The organism is Labrys sedimenti, assembly GCF_034424805.1.
Lineage (GTDB): Bacteria > Pseudomonadota > Alphaproteobacteria > Rhizobiales > Labraceae > Labrys > Labrys sedimenti.
Genome location: NZ_JAXOUF010000008.1, coordinates 68,676 through 84,949 on the forward strand (window position 1 = coordinate 68,676; position 16,274 = coordinate 84,949).

The window sequence follows — 16,274 nt, forward strand, 5'->3', positions numbered from 1 at the left end:
GGCAAGCTTGCATACCATCGTTCTCGGGGCGGCGGCCGGGGGTGGGGTTCCACAATGGAACTGTGCTTGCCCGGTCTGTCGTCTGGCGTGGACCGGCGATCCTAGGGTCCGGCCGCGCACCCAGTCGAGCATCGCGGTTTCGGTGAACGGGGAGGATTGGCTTTTGCTCAATGCCTCGCCCGATATCCGCCAGCAACTCCAGGCTGTGCCTGCGCTCCAGCCCGGGGATCCATTGCGTCACAAGGGATCCGCGCGCCACTCGCCGATTGCAGCGGTGCTCTTGACCAATGGCGATGTCGACCATGTCGCCGGCCTGCTGGGCCTGCGCGAGCGCCAGGCTTTCACGCTCTATGGCACGGCCGAGACGTTGGATAGCATCGCCGGCAACCGGATCTTCGACGTCCTGGCACGCGACCTCGTCGGCCGAAAGGCGGTAACCCCGGGTCAGAGCTTTGAGGCCCTGCCGGGCCTGACCGTAACGCTGGTGCCAGTTCCGGGAAAACTGCCGCTCTGGCGCGAGAACGAACCGATGCGCCTGGGGGAGGCAAGCGAGGCGACGGTGGGCGTGATCCTGGCCGGCGGCGGCAAGCGGATCGCCTATATTCCGGGCTGCGCCGACGTGCCGCCCTGGCTGCGCGAAACCATTGCCGGTGCCGATCTGTTGTTGTTCGACGGCACGCTGTGGGAGGACGACGAGATGATCCGGCATGGCTTGGGCACCAAGACGGGGCGGCGCATGGGCCATATGCCGATTGCCGGCCCCGACGGATCGATGGCCGCCCTGGCAGGCCTGCCCGTGGAACAGCGGGTCTTCATCCACCTCAACAATACCAATCCGGTCCTGGTGGAGGATTCGCCCCAAAGGCAGGCGGTCGAGACAGCGGGTTGGCAGGTCGCCCATGACGGCATGGTATTTTCCCTATGACAACGCTCCTTTCCCCCGCCGCGCTGGAAGCTGCCCTGCGCGATATCGGCCATCGGCGCTACCACAATCTCCATCCCTTCCATGCCGCCTTGCATGGTGGCCGTCTGAGCCGCGACCAGGTCAGGGCCTGGGCCCTCAACCGCTATTTCTACCAGGCCATGATCCCGGTGAAGGACGCGACCATCCTCGCCCGCATGCAGGACCCGGCGCTGCGGCGGATCTGGCGCCAGCGCATCGTCGATCATGACGGCACCGGCGATGGTGATGGCGGTCTGGAGCGCTGGCTCAAACTGACCGACAGCCTGGATTTCCCGCGCGACTATGTCGTCTCCACCCGCGGCCTGCTGCCGGTGACCCGCTATGCCGTGCAGGCCTATGTCGATTTCGTGCGCGACCGCTCGCTCCTGGAGGCGATCGCCTCCTCCCTCACCGAGCTGTTCGCGCCCACCATCATTTCCGAACGCCTTGCCGGCATGCTGGCAAGCTATGATTTCATCTCCCCTCAGGCCCTCGCCTATTTCGACAAGCGCTTGTCGCAGGCACCTCGCGATGCCGATTTCGCGCTGGATTATGTCAAGCGTCACGCCACCAGCATCGCCCTGCAGCAATCCGTCCTCGCGGCCCTTGCCTTCAAATGCGACGTGCTATGGGCGCAGCTGGACGGCCTGCACCACGCCTATGTGACACCCGGCCTGCCGCCGCCCGGCGCCTGGATTCCCGGTATGGAGCTGGCATCATGAGCACGCTCTCGGCCGAGGATGTCCCCAGCCTGCCGCGCGGGGTCAGGCTCCGCTTCGACAGCGTCCGCAACAAGCACATGCTGCTGGCACCCGAGCGTGCCTTCGGCCTCGACGCGGTGGCCGCCAGCGTGGTGGAACTGGTCGACGGCCAGCGCAGCGTCGGCGCGATCTGTGATCTGCTCGCCGAACGCTATGGCGAAAAGCGTGAAGTGATCGAGGGCGACGTCATCGCCATGCTCGATGATCTCCTTACCAAGCGGGTGATCGAGCGATGACGAGCCAGGCCCGCATCCCCAATCCGATCGGCCTGCTCGCCGAGCTCACCCATCGCTGCCCGCTGCGCTGCCCCTATTGCTCCAACCCGCTCGAGCTCGACCACCGCGCGCAGGAATTGGACACGCAGACCTGGAAGCGCGTGTTCTCGGAGGCCGCCGCCCTCGGCGTCCTGCATGTGCATCTGTCCGGCGGCGAGCCGACGACCCGGCCCGACATCGTCGAGCTGACCGCCCATTGTGCCGAACTCGGCCTCTACACCAACCTGATCACGGCCGGTGTCGGCGCGGCCGATGCCCGGCTCGAGGCCCTCGCCGAGGCCGGTCTCGACCATGTGCAGCTGTCGATCCAGGCTGCAACCGCGCAAATGGCGGAACATATCGGTGGCTTGGCCGGAGCCCATGCCAGGAAACGCGACTTCGCCCGGCATGTGGTGACGCTCGGCCTGCCGCTGACGGTGAATGCGGTGATCCATCGTGCCAATATCGGCGAGGTCGGCGATATCATCGATCTTGCCGTCGAGATGCAGGCCAAGCGCGTCGAAATCGCCCACACCCAGTATTATGGCTGGGCGCAGCGCAACCGCGCCGCCCTGATGCCGACGCGCGCCGAGGCGGATGCCTCGATCGCCCTGGTGGAAGCCGCACGCGAAAGGCTGAAAGGCCGCATCGTCATCGACCTCGTGGTGCCCGACTATTATTCGGCCTATCCCAAGCCCTGCAACGGCGGCTGGGCGCGCCGGACCTTCAACGTCACGCCGTCGGGCAAGATCCTGCCCTGCCATGCCGCCGAAACCATCCCCCACCTCGAATTCTGGTCGGTGCGTGAGCATACTCTGGCAGAGGCCTGGCTGAACTCGCCCGCCTTCAATGCCTATCGTGGCACCGACTGGATGCCGGATCCCTGCCGCAGTTGCGAGCGCCGGGAACGCGACTGGGGTGGCTGCCGCTGCCAGGCCCTGGCCCTGGCCGGCGATGCCGGCGTGACCGATCCGGCCTGCCACAAATCGCCTTGGCACGACCGCATGCAGGCCCTGGCCGCCAGCGAATCGGCCGTTTCCTCACCACCGGCCTATGACTACCGCGTCATCACGGCCGCTCCCCGACCGATGGAAGGACAGCCGGCATGAATGATCGTGCACGTCGCAAGCCGGGAAGAGCATGGCTATCCGCCCTGGCCCTCCTGGTCCTCGCCGGTGCCGCCCATGCGGCCGCAGCGCCCCCGGACGCCGCCACCCTGCTGTTCGAGGAACCCCAGCTCGACAAGACCACCATCAACCAGGTGCTGACCTACGCCTATCATCGCAAGAGCGCCGACGACAAACTCTACGGTGCTTCCTTCGACGACACCATCCGTCTCACCCTCGACAAGGGCGAGACGGAGCAGACCCGCACCGTGCAGGTCCAGCTCTTCAGCGGCGCTCACCGACGCGCCGCCGGGCCGTTCGAGAACATGAGCGGCAATCCGGTGCTGAGCCTCTTCCTCGAGCATCATATCGGCATACTCGCCCAAACCTATCAGGCCAATCCGCGCTATTTCAAAACGGCCATCCGCACGGCCCTGCGCGACAAGGCCGAGGTGAAACCGGCTGAAATCCCCTATGAGGGCCGCACCCTTCCCGGCTGGCGCGTCTCGATCCAGCCTTTCAGCGATGACCCCAACAAGGCCCGGCTCAATGGGTTGGACACGCTGCGCTACGAATTCCTGGTGGCCAGGGACCTGCCCGGCGAGATCGCCCGCATCGAAGTCTCGGCGCCCGGAAAGAACAGCCCGCTGCTCGACGAAGGAATTTCCTATGAGGCCAAGCCCGACTGACACGCTTCTGGCATTGCTGATGCTGGCAGCCACGGCCATTCCCGCTTTCGGCGCAGAGGTCGAGAACGACTATCCGACCAAGGCACGGGTCGACTATGTGATCGGCTGCATGGCCGCCAATGGCGAGACGCGGGAAGCCATGGAACGGTGCGCCTGCTCGATCGACGTGATCGCCTCCATCCTGCCCTATGACGGCTATGAAAGGGCCGAAACCATCCTGGCCATGCGCCAGGGTGTCGGCCAGCAGTCCGCCATCTTCCGCAGCACCAAGCAATTCGACGACGTCGTCGCCAATCTCCGGCGCACCCAGGCCGAAGCCGAGATCCGCTGCTTCAAATAGCGTTTCCGGGGTGTTCAGCCGTTTAGGGTCACCTGATCCCACAGCGGTTCCAGACGCCGCCGGGCCTGCGCGACGATCTCCTCATAGTCAGGCTTGAAGGGCGCGGCCAATTGCCCTTCGAGGCTGCCGAGAAGCCCGAGAAGGACGGCGCATTCGGCCGTGCTCCGGAAGCAGGCGCCCGCCGGCGTAGCGTCCGTCTTTGGATCGCACCAGCGCGAGAGAAGCTCGAACAGCACGATGGCCTCGTTGGCATCGAGGCTGATTTTGACGGTATCCGGCGTTTCCGGGCTTTCGGTCATGGCGTGATCACATCGCGGTGGTGCAGTGGTGCTTTCCCGCATGACACGCTATGTCATCGATCCGAAGGGGCACGTCAAAGAATTCTTCGACAGCGGCTCAACTGCCCCCATCGGCGGGAAAGGCGCGCTTGAACTCGTTCCCCTCGGTGTCCTTGGCATCGACGGAGATCGGCTGGCCATCCTTGTCATAGCTGAAGCGGAATGTCGGATCCTCGCTGAGCGAGATGCCACCCTCCATGGAGAAGACCGGTTTCTGCCCCTGGGTAACCGCCAGGGTCTGCACGAACCAGGCCGGCGTGTAGAGCCGCGTCACCTGATCCATCTGCATGCCGGAATAATTCGGGTGGCGGATCTGAATCTGGGCTTCCTTGCTGCCCGTCCCGGAGAAATCACGAAAGCGCATCTTGCCCAGATTGGCCTTGGCCTCCACCGGATCCTTGCCAGCCGGAGCCGAGCAGCCGCCGGCCGCTTTCACGAAGGCCTTGGTCATGTGCAGCTTGCCGTCGCTGGTTTCGCTGACCGCCCGGACATAGGAATAGGAATTGACGCGGATGCGCGTCGACAGCCCGAACTGCCGGCGCCCTTCCCCGAGCTTGAAGACGGCCACCAGCGGCGAGGGATTCTCGTCCACCACAAGGGTGATCGCCCTGATCGTGCGGCTGTCATTGGCCGGCAGGTCGACAACCACCTCGATCGGCACCAGCGCCGCATCCTCGGCCCTGACCGGTGCGTTCAAGCGCAGGACCGGCTCGGCATCGATGGTCTTTTCGCCGAAGAGGTCCGGGCGGATCGAATCCCAGGTCGCCTCGCTCGGCGTGTCGCCGGCCTCGGCCCACCCCGGGCTGGCGAGGAGCATGAGCGCGGCCAGTCCTGTCCCACCCAGGAAGCGGCGGCGCGAAGGGCGCAATCCAGCCCGTTTTTCAAGAAAGGTCATTGTCCATCTCCCTTTCTGATGCCAGCGGCACAAAGACTGCCGTTCACGGTCGCGGCTTGACCGTCTCCAGGGCCAGGCCCGCGCCCTTCCAGCCATCGACGCCGTCGGCATACCAATAGACCCGGCCATAGCCATAGCTGACCGCCCGCTTGGCAGCGTTCCACGACATCCAGCAGTCCTTCTTGCAGAAGAACACCAGCGCCTCCTCGCGGCGGCCATGGGTCAGCTCGGCCAGGCTGCGCTTGAAATAATCCTCCGTCGCCGCCGCCAGCGCACCGCGCCCGACTTCCGGCAGCCATACCGCGCCGACGATGGTTTCATGCGGCGGATCACGCCAGAGCGTACCAGCGGGAAGCTCGGCGGGCTTGGGAGGATGCGGCAGGACATCGACGAAGAGGGCCTCTCGCTGCTTCCACAATGCCTCGGCCCGCGCCGTATCCAGGACCGTGGCGCCGGCGAGCGTCGCCGGTGTCGGTGCCCTGTAGTCGTCGAGACGATAGCCGCTCGGCTCGGGCGGAGGACCGGCCTGGGCCGGCAACGTCGCGAGAGCCAGGACCAGAAGGACAGCACTGCGCGCGATCGGCCTGATCATCGCCTTATTCCTGCACCTGGCCTGCGGCGAGATTGGGCCGCTCGGCCGGCAGACTATCGACGGAAACCTGCGGCACCCCGTAGTCGGACAGCACCTGCGCGATCTCCTTGGCGTGCTTGCGGATGGCGGCGTTGAGCGTGTGCTTCCATTGCGTCTCGTTGGCCCGGATGCCGAAGGTGATGCGATAGGCCAGCAACGGGCGCTCGCTTTCCTGCACGAGCGGAATGACTTTGAGCGGCTTGGCCGCCTTGCTGGCGTAATAGCCGGCGATCGGCCCCCAAAGCAGCGCACCGTCGGTGTTTCCAGCGACGAGATCGTCGATGGCTTCCTTGCCCGCCGCATTGTCCTGCTGATCCAGCGTCAGCCCATAGCTCCTGGCGTTGGCGATCAGGCCGAGGCGCTGCAGGTGGTCGCCCGGCGGTGTGCCGGCAATGATGCCGAATCGGCGGCCCTTGAGCGCGGGGTCCTCCAGCTTGGTGACGCCGGCCAGCGGCCCATCCGCCTTGACCACGAGGACATAGGTCGACGCGTAATAGGGATTGGTGTGCTGGGTGAGATCGGAGCCCGAAGCGGCCCCGATGATCACGTCGCACAGGCCCGTGCCCAGCGTATTGCGCACGAAGCCCATGCCCTGCTGCAGCCAGTAGTAGCGCACCGGCCGCTGCAGATCCTTGGCAACGATCTCGGCGATGCGGTTCTCGAACCCTTCCTGGCGGCGGTTCGAGAACGGCATGTTGGCAGGATCCGAGCACACGCGCAGATTGGCTTTGTCGACGAGCTCGGGCACCTGCTGGGCATTGGCGGAATTCAAGCCGAGCACCATCCCGGCCAGGACAAGGCCGGGAACAAGAAGCAGGTTGGACTCAGTTCGCCATGCAGGCCGTTTCGGCATCCTTGGCACTCTGCGGCTTGGGGTCGTGTTTTTCGGGACGGACGCGCGCGAGGGCACCATCGCTGCGCGCCCGCAGATAAACATAGATGTCATCAAGATAGCACATCACGTTCCGGTTCGTGCCGAAAGTCGGCATCACCTTCTGGCTTGACGTGCTCACATCTTTGCGACCCTGGACCACGACAGTGCTGAACTGCTCATAATTCATCTTCTTCAGGGAATCGGTGAGCGCCGGCGCATAGGTCGAGCCTGCGCCGTCGGGACCGTGGCAGACCGTGCATTCGGAGTGATAACGCCGATAGCCGGAGAAGGTATACCAATCCACATTGCCATCTGCAGTGATGTTATAGGTCGGTGCACCCTCGGCATCGCTGTACTTGCCGTCTTCGCTGCTGGCCGGCTTGGCCGGGTCGGCGAAGGCCGAGGTCGCTGCGAAAAGGCCCAGCGCCAACGCCGTCAGGCCGAAGAGCGCATTGCGATGCAGGGGGGCGGGGCGGTTCCCGGCTCGTGATTTCATTGGATTGGCTTGAACAAGCAATCGTTTGTCTCCCACTCAGGGCACAGACCACCATTTCGCGGGCCGAAGGGCACCGAAAGCCGGAAGTCTTCGTTTTTATCTGGCGAGGGGGCTGGGAAAGAACGACGTCTCCCCAGCCCCGACGAAATGATCGGCCAAAGGGTTTGCAATTTGCCGATATCGACAAGCGGCGCAAAGACACCTGAGACGGCAAGCCAGGGCAAACGCGCCTTGCCCTGGCTGCTGCATCACGTGCTCATGGCAGCGCGAACACCGTCAGCTGTCCGCCGAGCGCGGTGTAGTTGTTGAGGGCTGCATAGCCGCCAACGGCGCCCAGACCCGCATTCGGATCGGTCAGGCCTGCCGCCAGGCCGATACCGGCCCAGCCACCGACACCCGAGAGCACTGCGACATATTGCTTGCCCTTGTGGGTGTAGGTCATCACGTTGCCGATGATGCCGGAGGGGGTCTTGAACTTGTAGAGTTCCTTACCCGTCTTGGCGTCGATCGCCTTCAGATAGCCTTCCAGCGTGCCGTAGAACACGACACCGCCGGCAGTCGCGAGCGGGCCGGACCACACCGAGAACTGCTCGGGCAGCGACCAGACGATCTTACCCTTGGCAGCGTCCCAGGCAATGAAGTTGCCCATGCCGCCATGGCTGTTGGGGGCTGGATACATCGACAGGGTAGCGCCGACATAGGGCTGGCCCGGGGTGTAGCTCACCTTGAACGGCTCGTAATCCATGCAGACATGGTTGGTCGGCACGTAGAACAGGCCGGTCTTGGGCGAATAGGCCATCGGCTGCTGGTCCTTGGAGCCGAGAGCCGCGGGGCATACGCCCTTGGTGTTGACGTCTTCACCATTCTGTTCGGTCGAATATTTGGCCACGACCAGCGGACGACCATAGGTCTTGCTGTTCTTGTCCATGTCGACCTTGGTGGCCCAGTTCACGACCGGGTCATACTTCTCGGCAACCAGGAGCTCGCCCGTCTCGCGGTCGAGGGTGTAGCCGAAGCCGTTGCGGTCCAGATGGACCAGGGCCTTGTGCTCCTTGCCGTCGATCTTGAGATCGACCAGCGGGACTTCGTTGACGCCGTCATAGTCCCATTCGTCATGGGGCGTCATTTGGTAGACCCACTTGGCAACGCCGGTGTCGGCGTCACGGGCGAAGATGGTCATCGACCACTTGTTGTCGCCGGGGCGCTGCTTGGGGTTCCAGGTGGAGGGGTTGCCCGTGCCGTAATAGACCAGGTTCAGCTTGGGATCATAGGAATACCAGCCCCAGGTGCAGCCGCCGCCGGTTTTCCATTGGTCGCCTTGCCAGGTCTTGATGCTGGAATCCTTGCCGATCGGCTTGCCGAGTTCGGTGGTCTTTTCCGGATCGACCAGCATTTCCTCGTCCGGGCCCATGGAATAGGCGCGCCAGGCTTGCTTGCCAGTCTTGAGGTCATAGGCGGTGAGATGGCAACGCACGCCGAATTCACCACCGGAAATGCCGACGAGGATCTTGTCCTTGACGGGCATGACGGTCGCGGTGTTGGTCTCGCCTTTCTTCGGGTCGCCGTTGACGACGGACCAGACCACCTTGCCGGTCTTGGCGTCGAGCGCCACGACGGTGGTGTCGGCCTGGTGCAGGAACACCTTGCCGTCCGCATAGGCCAAGCCGCGATTGACCGTGTCGCAGCACATCACGGGAATGACGTTCGGATCCTGCTTGGGATCGTAACGCCAGATGATCTTGCCTTCATTGTTGAGATCGAGGGCATAGACCGTGTTGGGAAACGGCGTATGGACATACATGATGTCGCCGACGACCAGCGGGGAGCCTTCATGGCCGCGCAGGACGCCTGTCGAGAATGTCCAGGAAACCTGGAGCTTCTTGACGTTTTCCGCAGTAATTTGGTCAAGTTTCGAATATCGAGTATTCGCATAATCGCCGGTCTGCAGCACCCACTGATTGGGGTCCTGCGTCAGCTTTTGTACTTCGTCGTTGGCGTAGGCCTGCGCGCCGAATAACAGCGAGCAGACCACGCCCAGCCACGCTATCAATATTTTCATTGGGCTTCCTCCGAGTGGCCACACGCATGCCGTCCCGCCGGACCACATGCCGAACTTGATGTCGTTCTTCTAGCCTTGGGGATACCTCGTCTCTTCGACAGCGTGTCACAGCCGGCGGATCCGCCTCGTAGCCATAGGCATAAGCCGCTGGCTTTCGAATCGACACTGCGATCCCCATCACGGTGCCGTTGGAAGTCGAAGATGCGTTACCTTATGCAACGTGCTCAGTTCATGCAAGATTTGACTGACATGTCATTAGATTTATTTTTACCTTATTATGGTGCATTGCATCATTTATTGAGTGCACCGCAAAAATCCCGACGGTAATATATGGTTCTTACGCTCGGCGCCGGCTATTCCCATTCGAGTTCATGAAAGGCACTTGTGGCATTTCGCGGATTGAACTCGTCGAAAAGCTCCCAGTTGTCGCGCTCGGATTGCCCCGCACGTTCCGCAGCCTCCTGCAATGTCCGGCCTTCGGCGATCATCGCGCGCACATCGTCGCGCAGGCGCGTGAGATAGCGCCGCATCGGATCGGCCGCCGCCGGCCAAGGCATCGCTGCCGGACCGTGGCCCGGCACGACACGGGCTGCCGGGCGTGAGCGCAGCGTGTCGATCACGGCAATCCAACCCTTGAGGCTGCCGTCGAGCGCCGGGACATGGCCGGCAAAGAGCAGGTCTCCCAGGAACCAAGTGCCTGTCTTCTCGTCCAGCACGGTGAGATCGGTGTTGGTATGGGCCGTCGGCCAGGCCTCCAGCAGGAGGCGGCGGCCGCCGAGATCGAGGTCGAGCCGATCCTTGACCAGCAGGGCGGGAGGAATCGCCTCGGTGCCGGCAAAGGCCGTCTCCCCGATCAGCCGGCGCGTCGCCGACAGATAGGTCCCGGCGCGCGCGGACAGGGCCTCGGGCAAATTGGCATGGCCGACGATCGTCACGCCCGGCAGGCGGAAGGCGGCATTGCCGAGCAGATGGTCGGGATGAACATGGGTGTCGATGACATAGCGGATCGGTTTGTCGGTGCGGGCGCGGATGGCCGCCAGCAAGGAAAGACCCGCCTGCTTCGAACCGCCCGTGTCGACGACCGCGACCGCCTCGCTGCCGACAATGAAGCCGGCATTGCCGATGGCATCGGCATTGCCCTGCGCGGCCAGTTCATGCGGGGCAGCGAAAACGAAGACCCCCTCGGCCACTTCCGTCATCGGCAAAGGCGTCGGCGTCGGCGCCCGGGCCACGCTCGTCGGTAGCAGAAAACATATACCGAGCAAGAGAGCCCAAACGACGAACCGGCGCATCACCCGATACCCTCCCACGCGAAACGCCGCGGCTGGGACCGCGGACGTCTCGTCCGCCTCTTGGAAGCGCCACGCGCACGAAAGGGCAAGAGCGGACGAGACGTCCGCGGTCCCAGCCACTGCGCCTTGTTTTCAAAGACGCTATAAGTCGAAGCGCACCGCAAATTCACGATGTTGCTCCTCGATCCAGGTCGAATGCCGGTCCTGACGCGCTTCCACGATCGCGACCTCATGGAGGATGCGGGTGGGACGGGCGCTCAGAAACAGCAGCCGATCGGCCAGGCCGATCGCCTCGCGCACATTGTGGGTCACCATCAGAACCGTGATGCCATGGTCGGCGACTTCAGCCAGCAGGCAGGCGCGCAGTTCCAGCGCGGCCTTGTCGTCGAGCGATACGAAGGGCTCGTCCAGCACCAGCAATTGCGGCTCGAGTGCCAAGGCTCGAGCCAGCGCGACGCGCCTCTGCAGGCCGAGCGACAGCGCATGCGGATAATGCGCGCGCCATTCCGTGAGGCCGAGCCGCCCGAACAGCGCGTCGAGCTCGCGCCGGCGCTGCGACGGCGGCAAGGCGATGCGGACATTCTGTTCGACCGTCCGCCAGGGCAGCAAGCGCGGCTCCTGGAAGGTTACCCCGACTGTCAGCGCCGTGATGTCGGGCTCCACCCTGCCCTCGAAATCACGATCGAGCCCTAGCAGGATCTTCAGGGCCGTGGTCTTGCCGCAGCCGGAAGGGCCGATCAGGCAAGTGAATTCCCCCACGGCCAGCGAAAGGTCGAGCCCCCTGACGGCCTCCACGGCCCTGCCGCGATCATCGCGATAGACCTTGCTGGCAATGCTGAGGTCAAGCAAGGGCGGGGCGCCAGCGTCGGGCATGCTTCTCAAGGGGTTGCAACAGGAGAAATTCGATGGCGAGCATGACGCAGGTGAAAGCGAGAGCATAGCCCAGCACCGCCGTGACATCCGAAAGCTGGAAATAGAGTGAAATCGCGTAGCCGACGCCCGACGAGCGGCCGAGCAATTCGACCACCAGCACGATCTTCCAGACCAGCGCCAGGCCCGAACGCGCCGCCGCAGCAATATAGGGCGCCAATTGCGGCATCAGGACATGGCGCAGCCAGGTTCCCGCCGGAAAGCGATAGACATGGGCCATTTCCTCCAGGTCGCGATCGAGGGCCCGGGTACCCTCGCGCAGCACCACGATGACATTAGGGATCTTGTTGAGGGCGACCGCCGTCACCGCCGCGGCTTCGGTCAGCCCGAGCCAGATATAGCACAGCACGGCGATCACCAGGGCCGGCATGTTGAGCAGCACCAGCAGCCAGACATCGAAGGCCGCGTTGGCCCGGTGCCAGCGGCCGAGGACGATGCCGATGGCACTGCCGATCAGCATCGCCACGCCGAAGGCGCCGGCAACCCGTCCCAGCGTGATGCCGATATTGGCGATCAGGTCGCCGCGCCGGGTCTCCGCCACGATGAAGGCGAGCACCGCCGCCGGCGAGGGCAGCAGCGGGCCATTGGCCAGCCGGGCCGCGACCTCCCAGATCGCCAGCAGGGCAAGCAGCGAGACCAGCCGGGCCGTGAGCCCGGCCAGACGCCCGCTGCCCCATCCTGTCAATGTCCGGCCCAATAGAGCCCCTCCGGAAGGGTGGCGGTCTTGCCGACCAGCTTCTCGCCGCCGAGTTCGGCCAGCTTGGCGTAGAGCTTGGCGGCATCGGCCTGCTCGTCGGCGATCGCCCGGTTGGGGATGCCGGCCAGAAAGGTGCGCTTCAGGACGTTATAGGTCGCCTCGTCGTCGGCCTGCATCAAGGGCCGGAGTTGCGACCAGATCGCCTCCTGGCTCGCCATGGCCCGCTTGGCCTGCCGGGAAGCGGCGGCAAAGGCGGCGATCCGCTTGTCATGTTGCTCGTCGCCTCGCTTGAAGACATAGCCGACGAAGGAGATCGACCCCTCGACGCCGAAGGAGCGCGCGACCTCGTCGGCGCCGATCAGGCGCTTGAAGCCCTTGGCTTCCAGACGCGCGCAGAAATTCCAATAGAGCAGCGCCGCATCGAGTTCGCCCTGCTCCAGCTTCATGCTCAGCAGGGGAGGCGCCCCGAACACCGGCTCGGCCACCTTGGCCAGGTCGATGCCGGCCTGGTGTCGGGCATAGGCCTGCAGCAGGATCCAGCTCTTGTCGAACGCTCCGCCGGCTACCCCGATGCGCTTGCCGGCAAGATCGGCGACCGTCGCGATCGTCGAATCCGGCGCCCGCATCACTGCTCCTTCCGATGCCGAGAAGGGCAGGAACACGATGTCGCGCCCCTCGCCGCGCATGCGCGCCGCCCAGAGCAGATCGGAGACGATGCTGTCAACGGCATCGCCCAGGAAGGCGATGCGCGCCGCGTCGTTAGAGGCGAGCTTGAGCGGTTCGATCCTCAAGCCCGCAGCCTCGTCCAGGCCGAGCGCGCGGATGGCGGCAAGCTCCCATTCGACGGTGCCGAAGGACAGAACCCCCAGGCGCAGCGGCGCCAGCTGCGCCCGGGCCGCCCCGGCAGAACCCAGAAAGCCCGCACCCAGGCCCGCAGCCGCAAGCGCGAGAAATTGTCGCCGTTTCATCATTGCGGCAATCCACCGTCGAAACGCGCCATGGCACGCCCAACCCCATCAAATTGTTTCTGAAAAGGCCGCCGCTGCCGAACCGGGAGCGAGCCGAAATCGCCGGCTACCAAGCGCGCATCCTCCCTGTGCAGATAATATCTATTCTTGACAAGGAGTGTGATCATCATTCTTCATGCTGTCCAGTCACTTTACGTTGCGCCTAGACTGATTCACAACGCAACACGATATATGAAGAACAAAATAAGCAGAAATTAAGCTTAACCTTCGATGACTTCGGATGAATGGCCGAAAGGGAGAGAAAATGCGACAGGTCGCCGTCGGAATTCTTGCCTCTATCCTGATATCAAGCGCCGCGCTTGCGCAAGACGCGGCACTTGGAGAGAAAGTATTCATTAAGTGTAAAGTTTGCCATCAGGTTGGAGAGACCGCAAAGAACGCCGTTGGCCCTGAGTTGAATGGAATAATCGGTCGTAAATCCGGGTCTGTAGAAACTTACACCTATTCACCAGCAATGAAGAGTGCCGGCCTGACCTGGGCGGAGGACACTCTCTCAGAATATCTTAAGAGCCCAAAACAGAAGGTACCCGGCAACAAGATGGCCTTTGTCGGCCTGTCGAAGCCCGACGACATCGCCAATGTCATCGCCTATCTCAAGCAGTTCGACGCCAGCGGCAAGAAGGCACCTTGAGACGGCCGGCAGCCGCTGCATGCCTACACTGAAACCGGCGACGGGCGGATGGGGTCCAGGCCTGCCCGCCGTTTGCGCACCCGTCATTCGGCGGCGGCGAATTCCGTCTTAGAATCATGTCCCAGGCCCAGGACCAGCAGGGCCGAGACCAGCGGCAGCAGCGACAGGGCCAGAAGCCCCATGGCGGTGCCGCCGGTCTGGTCCTTGAACCAGCCGATCAGATAGGGCCCGCCGAAGCCGGCGAGATTGCCGATCGAATTGATCAGGGCGATGCCCGCCGCCGCCGACGCCCCGCTCAGGAAAGCCGTCGGCAGGGTCCAGAACAGCGAGAAGGTGCAGAACACCCCGATGGCCGCCACCGTCAGGGCGATCATGGTCAGCACGGGATCGCTGAGTGCGCTGGCCGCCGCCAGGGACAGGGCGATGAGGAGGAGCGGCAGCGCGACATGCCAGACCCGTTCGCGGGTGCGGTCCGAATGCTGCGCCCACAGCACCATGGCGACCGAGCCGAACACATAGGGGATCGCGGTGACGAAGCCGGTCTGGATGTTGCTGAGGCCGAAGGCCTTCACGATCTGCGGCAGCCAGAACTGCATGCCGTAGAGCGCCCCGACGAAACCGAAATAGACCAGGCTCAGGACCAGGACCCTGGGCGAGGCCAGTGCCTGGCGCAGGCTCATATGGTGCGCGGCCTTCCTCGCGCCCTCCTCGCGCGCCAGGCGGTCGGAAAGCCAGCGCTTCTGCTCGGGACCGAGCCAGGCTGCCGACGCCGGGCGGTCGGTGAGATAGAACCAGGTCACGATGCCGAGCAGGGCTGCCGGCAGGCCCTCCAGAATGAAGAGCCATTGCCAGCCCTTGAGACCGCCGACGCCGTCCAGGCCCAGCAGATAGCCTGAAATCGGGGCACCGATCACGGTCGATACCGGCACCGCCACGGCAAAGGCGGCGAGGATGCGGGCGCGGTATTTGGCCGGGTACCAATAGGTCAGATAGAGGATGATGCCGGGAAAGAAACCGGCCTCGGCCACGCCGAGCAGGAAGCGCAGCACATAGAAGCTGACGGGACCTGCGACCAGCGCCATCAGCGCCGAGACGATGCCCCAGCTCACCATGATGCGGGCGATCCAGCGGCTGGCACCGACCCTGTGCAGGATGACGTTGCTCGGCACTTCGAACAGAAAATAGCCGATGAAGAAGATGCCGGCGCCCCAGCTGAACACCAGGGGCGAGAATTTCAGCTCGTCATTCATGGTCAGGGCGGCAAAGCCGAGATTGACGCGGTCGAGATAGGCCAGGAGATAGGCCAGCATCAGGAACGGCAGCAGGCGCCATGACACCGCCCGCACCGTCGACGCCTCGATCGCCTGTCCGTCCTGATTCGCCGTGGCGCTCATCAGGCAATCCTTCCCTTTGCCGGCGGATGCTTACGGCTGGCCTCGTTTGCCCAGCCGGCACATCGCCTTTCCGACGCCGGTGGCAAGCGCGCTCACGACGGAACGCTCTCACCCCAGCGCCTTGTTCTGACGCGACCTTGCGATTCCCACCGATTCCGTCAAATCACAAAATGCGCCGGCGCCCCGTCCTTTAGGGCGCCTCTTCCCGGATGCGGTAGGCACAGCGCCGGGCGCCGTGGACGATATGCTCGGTTCTCTCCACCGAGCAGTGCGGGCCGAGCATTTCGCGGAAAATGGCGAGCTCGGAGCGGCAGAAGCCCTGGCAGGCCGTGGCGGCCGCGCAGATCGGGCAGTGATTCTCGATGAGGAGCCAGCCCTCTCCATCCTTGGCAGGGCGCTGTTCGGCCATGTAGCCTTCGCGCGTGCGGATCTTCGCCAGTGCCGCCACGCGGGCATCCGTGCCCTCAAGCCGGCCGAGCTCGGCCTGATAGGCCGCGCGCATCTCGTCCTCGCGCGCCGCGATCAGGCGCTCGAGCGCCTCCGGGCCGAGCAGGTCACGGATGTTGCGCAAGAGGCCGACCGTCAGCTCGGCATGGGTATCGGGAAAACGGCCATGCCCCTGCGCCGTAAGCCGCCAGAACTGGGAGGGCCGGCCGACGCCCCGGGCCACCGATTCGGTCTCGACCAGGCCTTCGGCGGCGAGCTTCATCAATTGCTGGCGCGCATTCTCGCCGGTCGTGCCGATCGCCTTGCCGAGCTCGGCCGCCGTCTGCTGCCCCTTGGTCTTCAAGAGGAACAACAGGCGGTCGGGTCCGGGCCGTGTCTGCAGGCTCGAATTTTCCAGCTCCGGCGTCGACATGATCCTCAGCAGCTTATATTCAAAGCATATACTTGCTTTATAGGATTTCAGGCAGCG

Annotated in this window: 17 protein-coding genes and 1 pseudogene; 6 read left to right on the forward strand and 12 right to left on the reverse strand. The window is 64.1% G+C overall.

Features of this window, described 5'->3' with window-relative positions; genetic code table 11:
• Positions 1-7 precede the first annotated feature (7 nt).
• From pqqB to U1R88_RS21845, 5 genes and pseudogenes are all read left to right on the forward strand, one after another.
• The gene (gene pqqB, locus U1R88_RS21825; protein ID WP_322433292.1) at positions 8-925 is read left to right on the forward strand and encodes a pyrroloquinoline quinone biosynthesis protein PqqB; all 918 of its coding nucleotides are present in this window, start codon (positions 8-10) and stop codon (positions 923-925) included.
• Positions 922-1,940: pseudogene (gene pqqC, locus U1R88_RS21830) on the forward strand (pyrroloquinoline-quinone synthase PqqC). The gene pqqB and the pseudogene pqqC overlap by 4 nt, the downstream one beginning before the upstream one ends.
• Positions 1,937-3,067, forward strand: a complete 1,131-nt coding sequence (gene pqqE, locus U1R88_RS21835; protein ID WP_322433143.1) for a pyrroloquinoline quinone biosynthesis protein PqqE — start codon at positions 1,937-1,939, stop codon at positions 3,065-3,067. Before pqqC ends, pqqE begins: the two are co-directional and overlap by 4 nt.
• On the forward strand, positions 3,064-3,753 hold the full coding sequence (locus tag U1R88_RS21840) for a hypothetical protein (protein ID WP_322433144.1): 690 nt from the start codon (positions 3,064-3,066) through the stop codon (positions 3,751-3,753). The genes pqqE and U1R88_RS21840 overlap by 4 nt, the downstream gene beginning before the upstream one ends.
• Positions 3,734-4,093 carry a hypothetical protein gene (locus U1R88_RS21845; RefSeq protein WP_162275118.1) on the forward strand — a complete coding sequence of 120 codons (360 nt, stop codon included), beginning with the start codon at positions 3,734-3,736 and terminating at the stop codon, positions 4,091-4,093. Before U1R88_RS21840 ends, U1R88_RS21845 begins: the two co-directional genes overlap by 20 nt.
• A gap of 14 nt (positions 4,094-4,107) precedes the next feature.
• Here U1R88_RS21845 and U1R88_RS21850 read toward each other — a convergent pair whose 3' ends face one another.
• The 10 genes from U1R88_RS21850 to U1R88_RS21895 all read right to left on the reverse strand — a co-directional run bounded on the left by U1R88_RS21850 (position 4,108) and on the right by U1R88_RS21895 (position 13,276).
• Positions 4,108-4,392, reverse strand: coding sequence for a hypothetical protein (locus tag U1R88_RS21850; protein ID WP_322433145.1), 285 nt, complete (start codon positions 4,390-4,392; stop codon positions 4,108-4,110).
• A gap of 97 nt (positions 4,393-4,489) precedes the next feature.
• Positions 4,490-5,326, reverse strand: a complete 837-nt coding sequence (locus U1R88_RS21855; protein ID WP_322433146.1) for a quinoprotein dehydrogenase-associated SoxYZ-like carrier — start codon at positions 5,324-5,326, stop codon at positions 4,490-4,492.
• A 43-nt stretch (positions 5,327-5,369) separates the two neighbouring features.
• Positions 5,370-5,918, reverse strand: coding sequence for a PQQ-dependent catabolism-associated CXXCW motif protein (locus U1R88_RS21860; RefSeq protein WP_322433147.1), 549 nt, complete (start codon positions 5,916-5,918; stop codon positions 5,370-5,372).
• Between the two features lie 4 nt (positions 5,919-5,922).
• Positions 5,923-6,738, reverse strand: a complete 816-nt coding sequence (locus U1R88_RS21865; RefSeq protein WP_322433293.1) for a substrate-binding domain-containing protein — start codon at positions 6,736-6,738, stop codon at positions 5,923-5,925.
• Positions 6,739-6,781: 43 nt separating this feature from the next.
• The gene (locus U1R88_RS21870; RefSeq protein WP_082979766.1) at positions 6,782-7,327 is read right to left on the reverse strand and encodes a c-type cytochrome, methanol metabolism-related; all 546 of its coding nucleotides are present in this window, start codon (positions 7,325-7,327) and stop codon (positions 6,782-6,784) included.
• 256 nt (positions 7,328-7,583) lie between these two features.
• Entirely contained in the window at positions 7,584-9,386 is a 1,803-nt protein-coding gene (gene xoxF5, locus U1R88_RS21875) for a lanthanide-dependent methanol dehydrogenase XoxF5 (protein WP_068289019.1), read from the reverse strand.
• A gap of 353 nt (positions 9,387-9,739) precedes the next feature.
• The gene (locus tag U1R88_RS21880) at positions 9,740-10,585 is read right to left on the reverse strand and encodes a quinoprotein relay system zinc metallohydrolase 2 (RefSeq protein WP_322433149.1); all 846 of its coding nucleotides are present in this window, start codon (positions 10,583-10,585) and stop codon (positions 9,740-9,742) included.
• A 234-nt stretch (positions 10,586-10,819) separates the two neighbouring features.
• Positions 10,820-11,551, reverse strand: a complete 732-nt coding sequence (locus tag U1R88_RS21885; protein ID WP_322433150.1) for an ABC transporter ATP-binding protein — start codon at positions 11,549-11,551, stop codon at positions 10,820-10,822.
• Positions 11,520-12,305 carry an ABC transporter permease gene (locus U1R88_RS21890; RefSeq protein ID WP_322433151.1) on the reverse strand — a complete coding sequence of 262 codons (786 nt, stop codon included), beginning with the start codon at positions 12,303-12,305 and terminating at the stop codon, positions 11,520-11,522. The genes U1R88_RS21885 and U1R88_RS21890 overlap by 32 nt, the downstream gene beginning before the upstream one ends.
• Positions 12,290-13,276, reverse strand: coding sequence for an ABC transporter substrate-binding protein (locus U1R88_RS21895; RefSeq protein ID WP_322433152.1), 987 nt, complete (start codon positions 13,274-13,276; stop codon positions 12,290-12,292). The genes U1R88_RS21890 and U1R88_RS21895 overlap by 16 nt, the downstream gene beginning before the upstream one ends.
• Before the next feature lie 301 nt (positions 13,277-13,577).
• Here U1R88_RS21895 and U1R88_RS21900 point away from each other — a divergent pair, with 301 nt between their 5' ends.
• Positions 13,578-13,964 carry a c-type cytochrome gene (locus U1R88_RS21900; RefSeq protein ID WP_068289025.1) on the forward strand — a complete coding sequence of 129 codons (387 nt, stop codon included), beginning with the start codon at positions 13,578-13,580 and terminating at the stop codon, positions 13,962-13,964.
• Between the two features lie 83 nt (positions 13,965-14,047).
• Here U1R88_RS21900 and U1R88_RS21905 read toward each other — a convergent pair whose 3' ends face one another.
• Positions 14,048-15,358, reverse strand: a complete 1,311-nt coding sequence (locus tag U1R88_RS21905; RefSeq protein ID WP_322433153.1) for an MFS transporter — start codon at positions 15,356-15,358, stop codon at positions 14,048-14,050.
• Between the two features lie 190 nt (positions 15,359-15,548).
• Positions 15,549-16,217, reverse strand: a complete 669-nt coding sequence (locus U1R88_RS21910) for a helix-turn-helix transcriptional regulator (protein ID WP_322433154.1) — start codon at positions 16,215-16,217, stop codon at positions 15,549-15,551.
• Positions 16,218-16,274 lie beyond the last annotated feature (57 nt).

Coding starts and splice junctions, on each gene's coding strand:
- pqqE (WP_322433143.1), top strand. CDS start 1,937: ATGACGAGCCAGGCCCGCATCCCCAATCCGATCGGCCTGCTCGCCGAG.
- U1R88_RS21840 (WP_322433144.1), top strand. CDS start 3,064: ATGAATGATCGTGCACGTCGCAAGCCGGGAAGAGCATGGCTATCCGCC.
- U1R88_RS21845 (WP_162275118.1), top strand. CDS start 3,734: ATGAGGCCAAGCCCGACTGACACGCTTCTGGCATTGCTGATGCTGGCA.
- U1R88_RS21850 (WP_322433145.1), bottom strand. CDS start 4,392: ATGACCGAAAGCCCGGAAACGCCGGATACCGTCAAAATCAGCCTCGAT.
- U1R88_RS21855 (WP_322433146.1), bottom strand. CDS start 5,326: ATGACCTTTCTTGAAAAACGGGCTGGATTGCGCCCTTCGCGCCGCCGC.
- U1R88_RS21860 (WP_322433147.1), bottom strand. CDS start 5,918: ATGATCAGGCCGATCGCGCGCAGTGCTGTCCTTCTGGTCCTGGCTCTC.
- U1R88_RS21870 (WP_082979766.1), bottom strand. CDS start 7,327: ATGAAATCACGAGCCGGGAACCGCCCCGCCCCCCTGCATCGCAATGCG.
- xoxF5 (WP_068289019.1), bottom strand. CDS start 9,386: ATGAAAATATTGATAGCGTGGCTGGGCGTGGTCTGCTCGCTGTTATTC.
- U1R88_RS21880 (WP_322433149.1), bottom strand. CDS start 10,585: ATGACGGAAGTGGCCGAGGGGGTCTTCGTTTTCGCTGCCCCGCATGAA.
- U1R88_RS21885 (WP_322433150.1), bottom strand. CDS start 11,551: ATGCCCGACGCTGGCGCCCCGCCCTTGCTTGACCTCAGCATTGCCAGC.
- U1R88_RS21895 (WP_322433152.1), bottom strand. CDS start 13,276: ATGATGAAACGGCGACAATTTCTCGCGCTTGCGGCTGCGGGCCTGGGT.
- U1R88_RS21900 (WP_068289025.1), top strand. CDS start 13,578: ATGCGACAGGTCGCCGTCGGAATTCTTGCCTCTATCCTGATATCAAGC.
- U1R88_RS21905 (WP_322433153.1), bottom strand. CDS start 15,358: ATGAGCGCCACGGCGAATCAGGACGGACAGGCGATCGAGGCGTCGACG.
- U1R88_RS21910 (WP_322433154.1), bottom strand. CDS start 16,217: ATGTCGACGCCGGAGCTGGAAAATTCGAGCCTGCAGACACGGCCCGGA.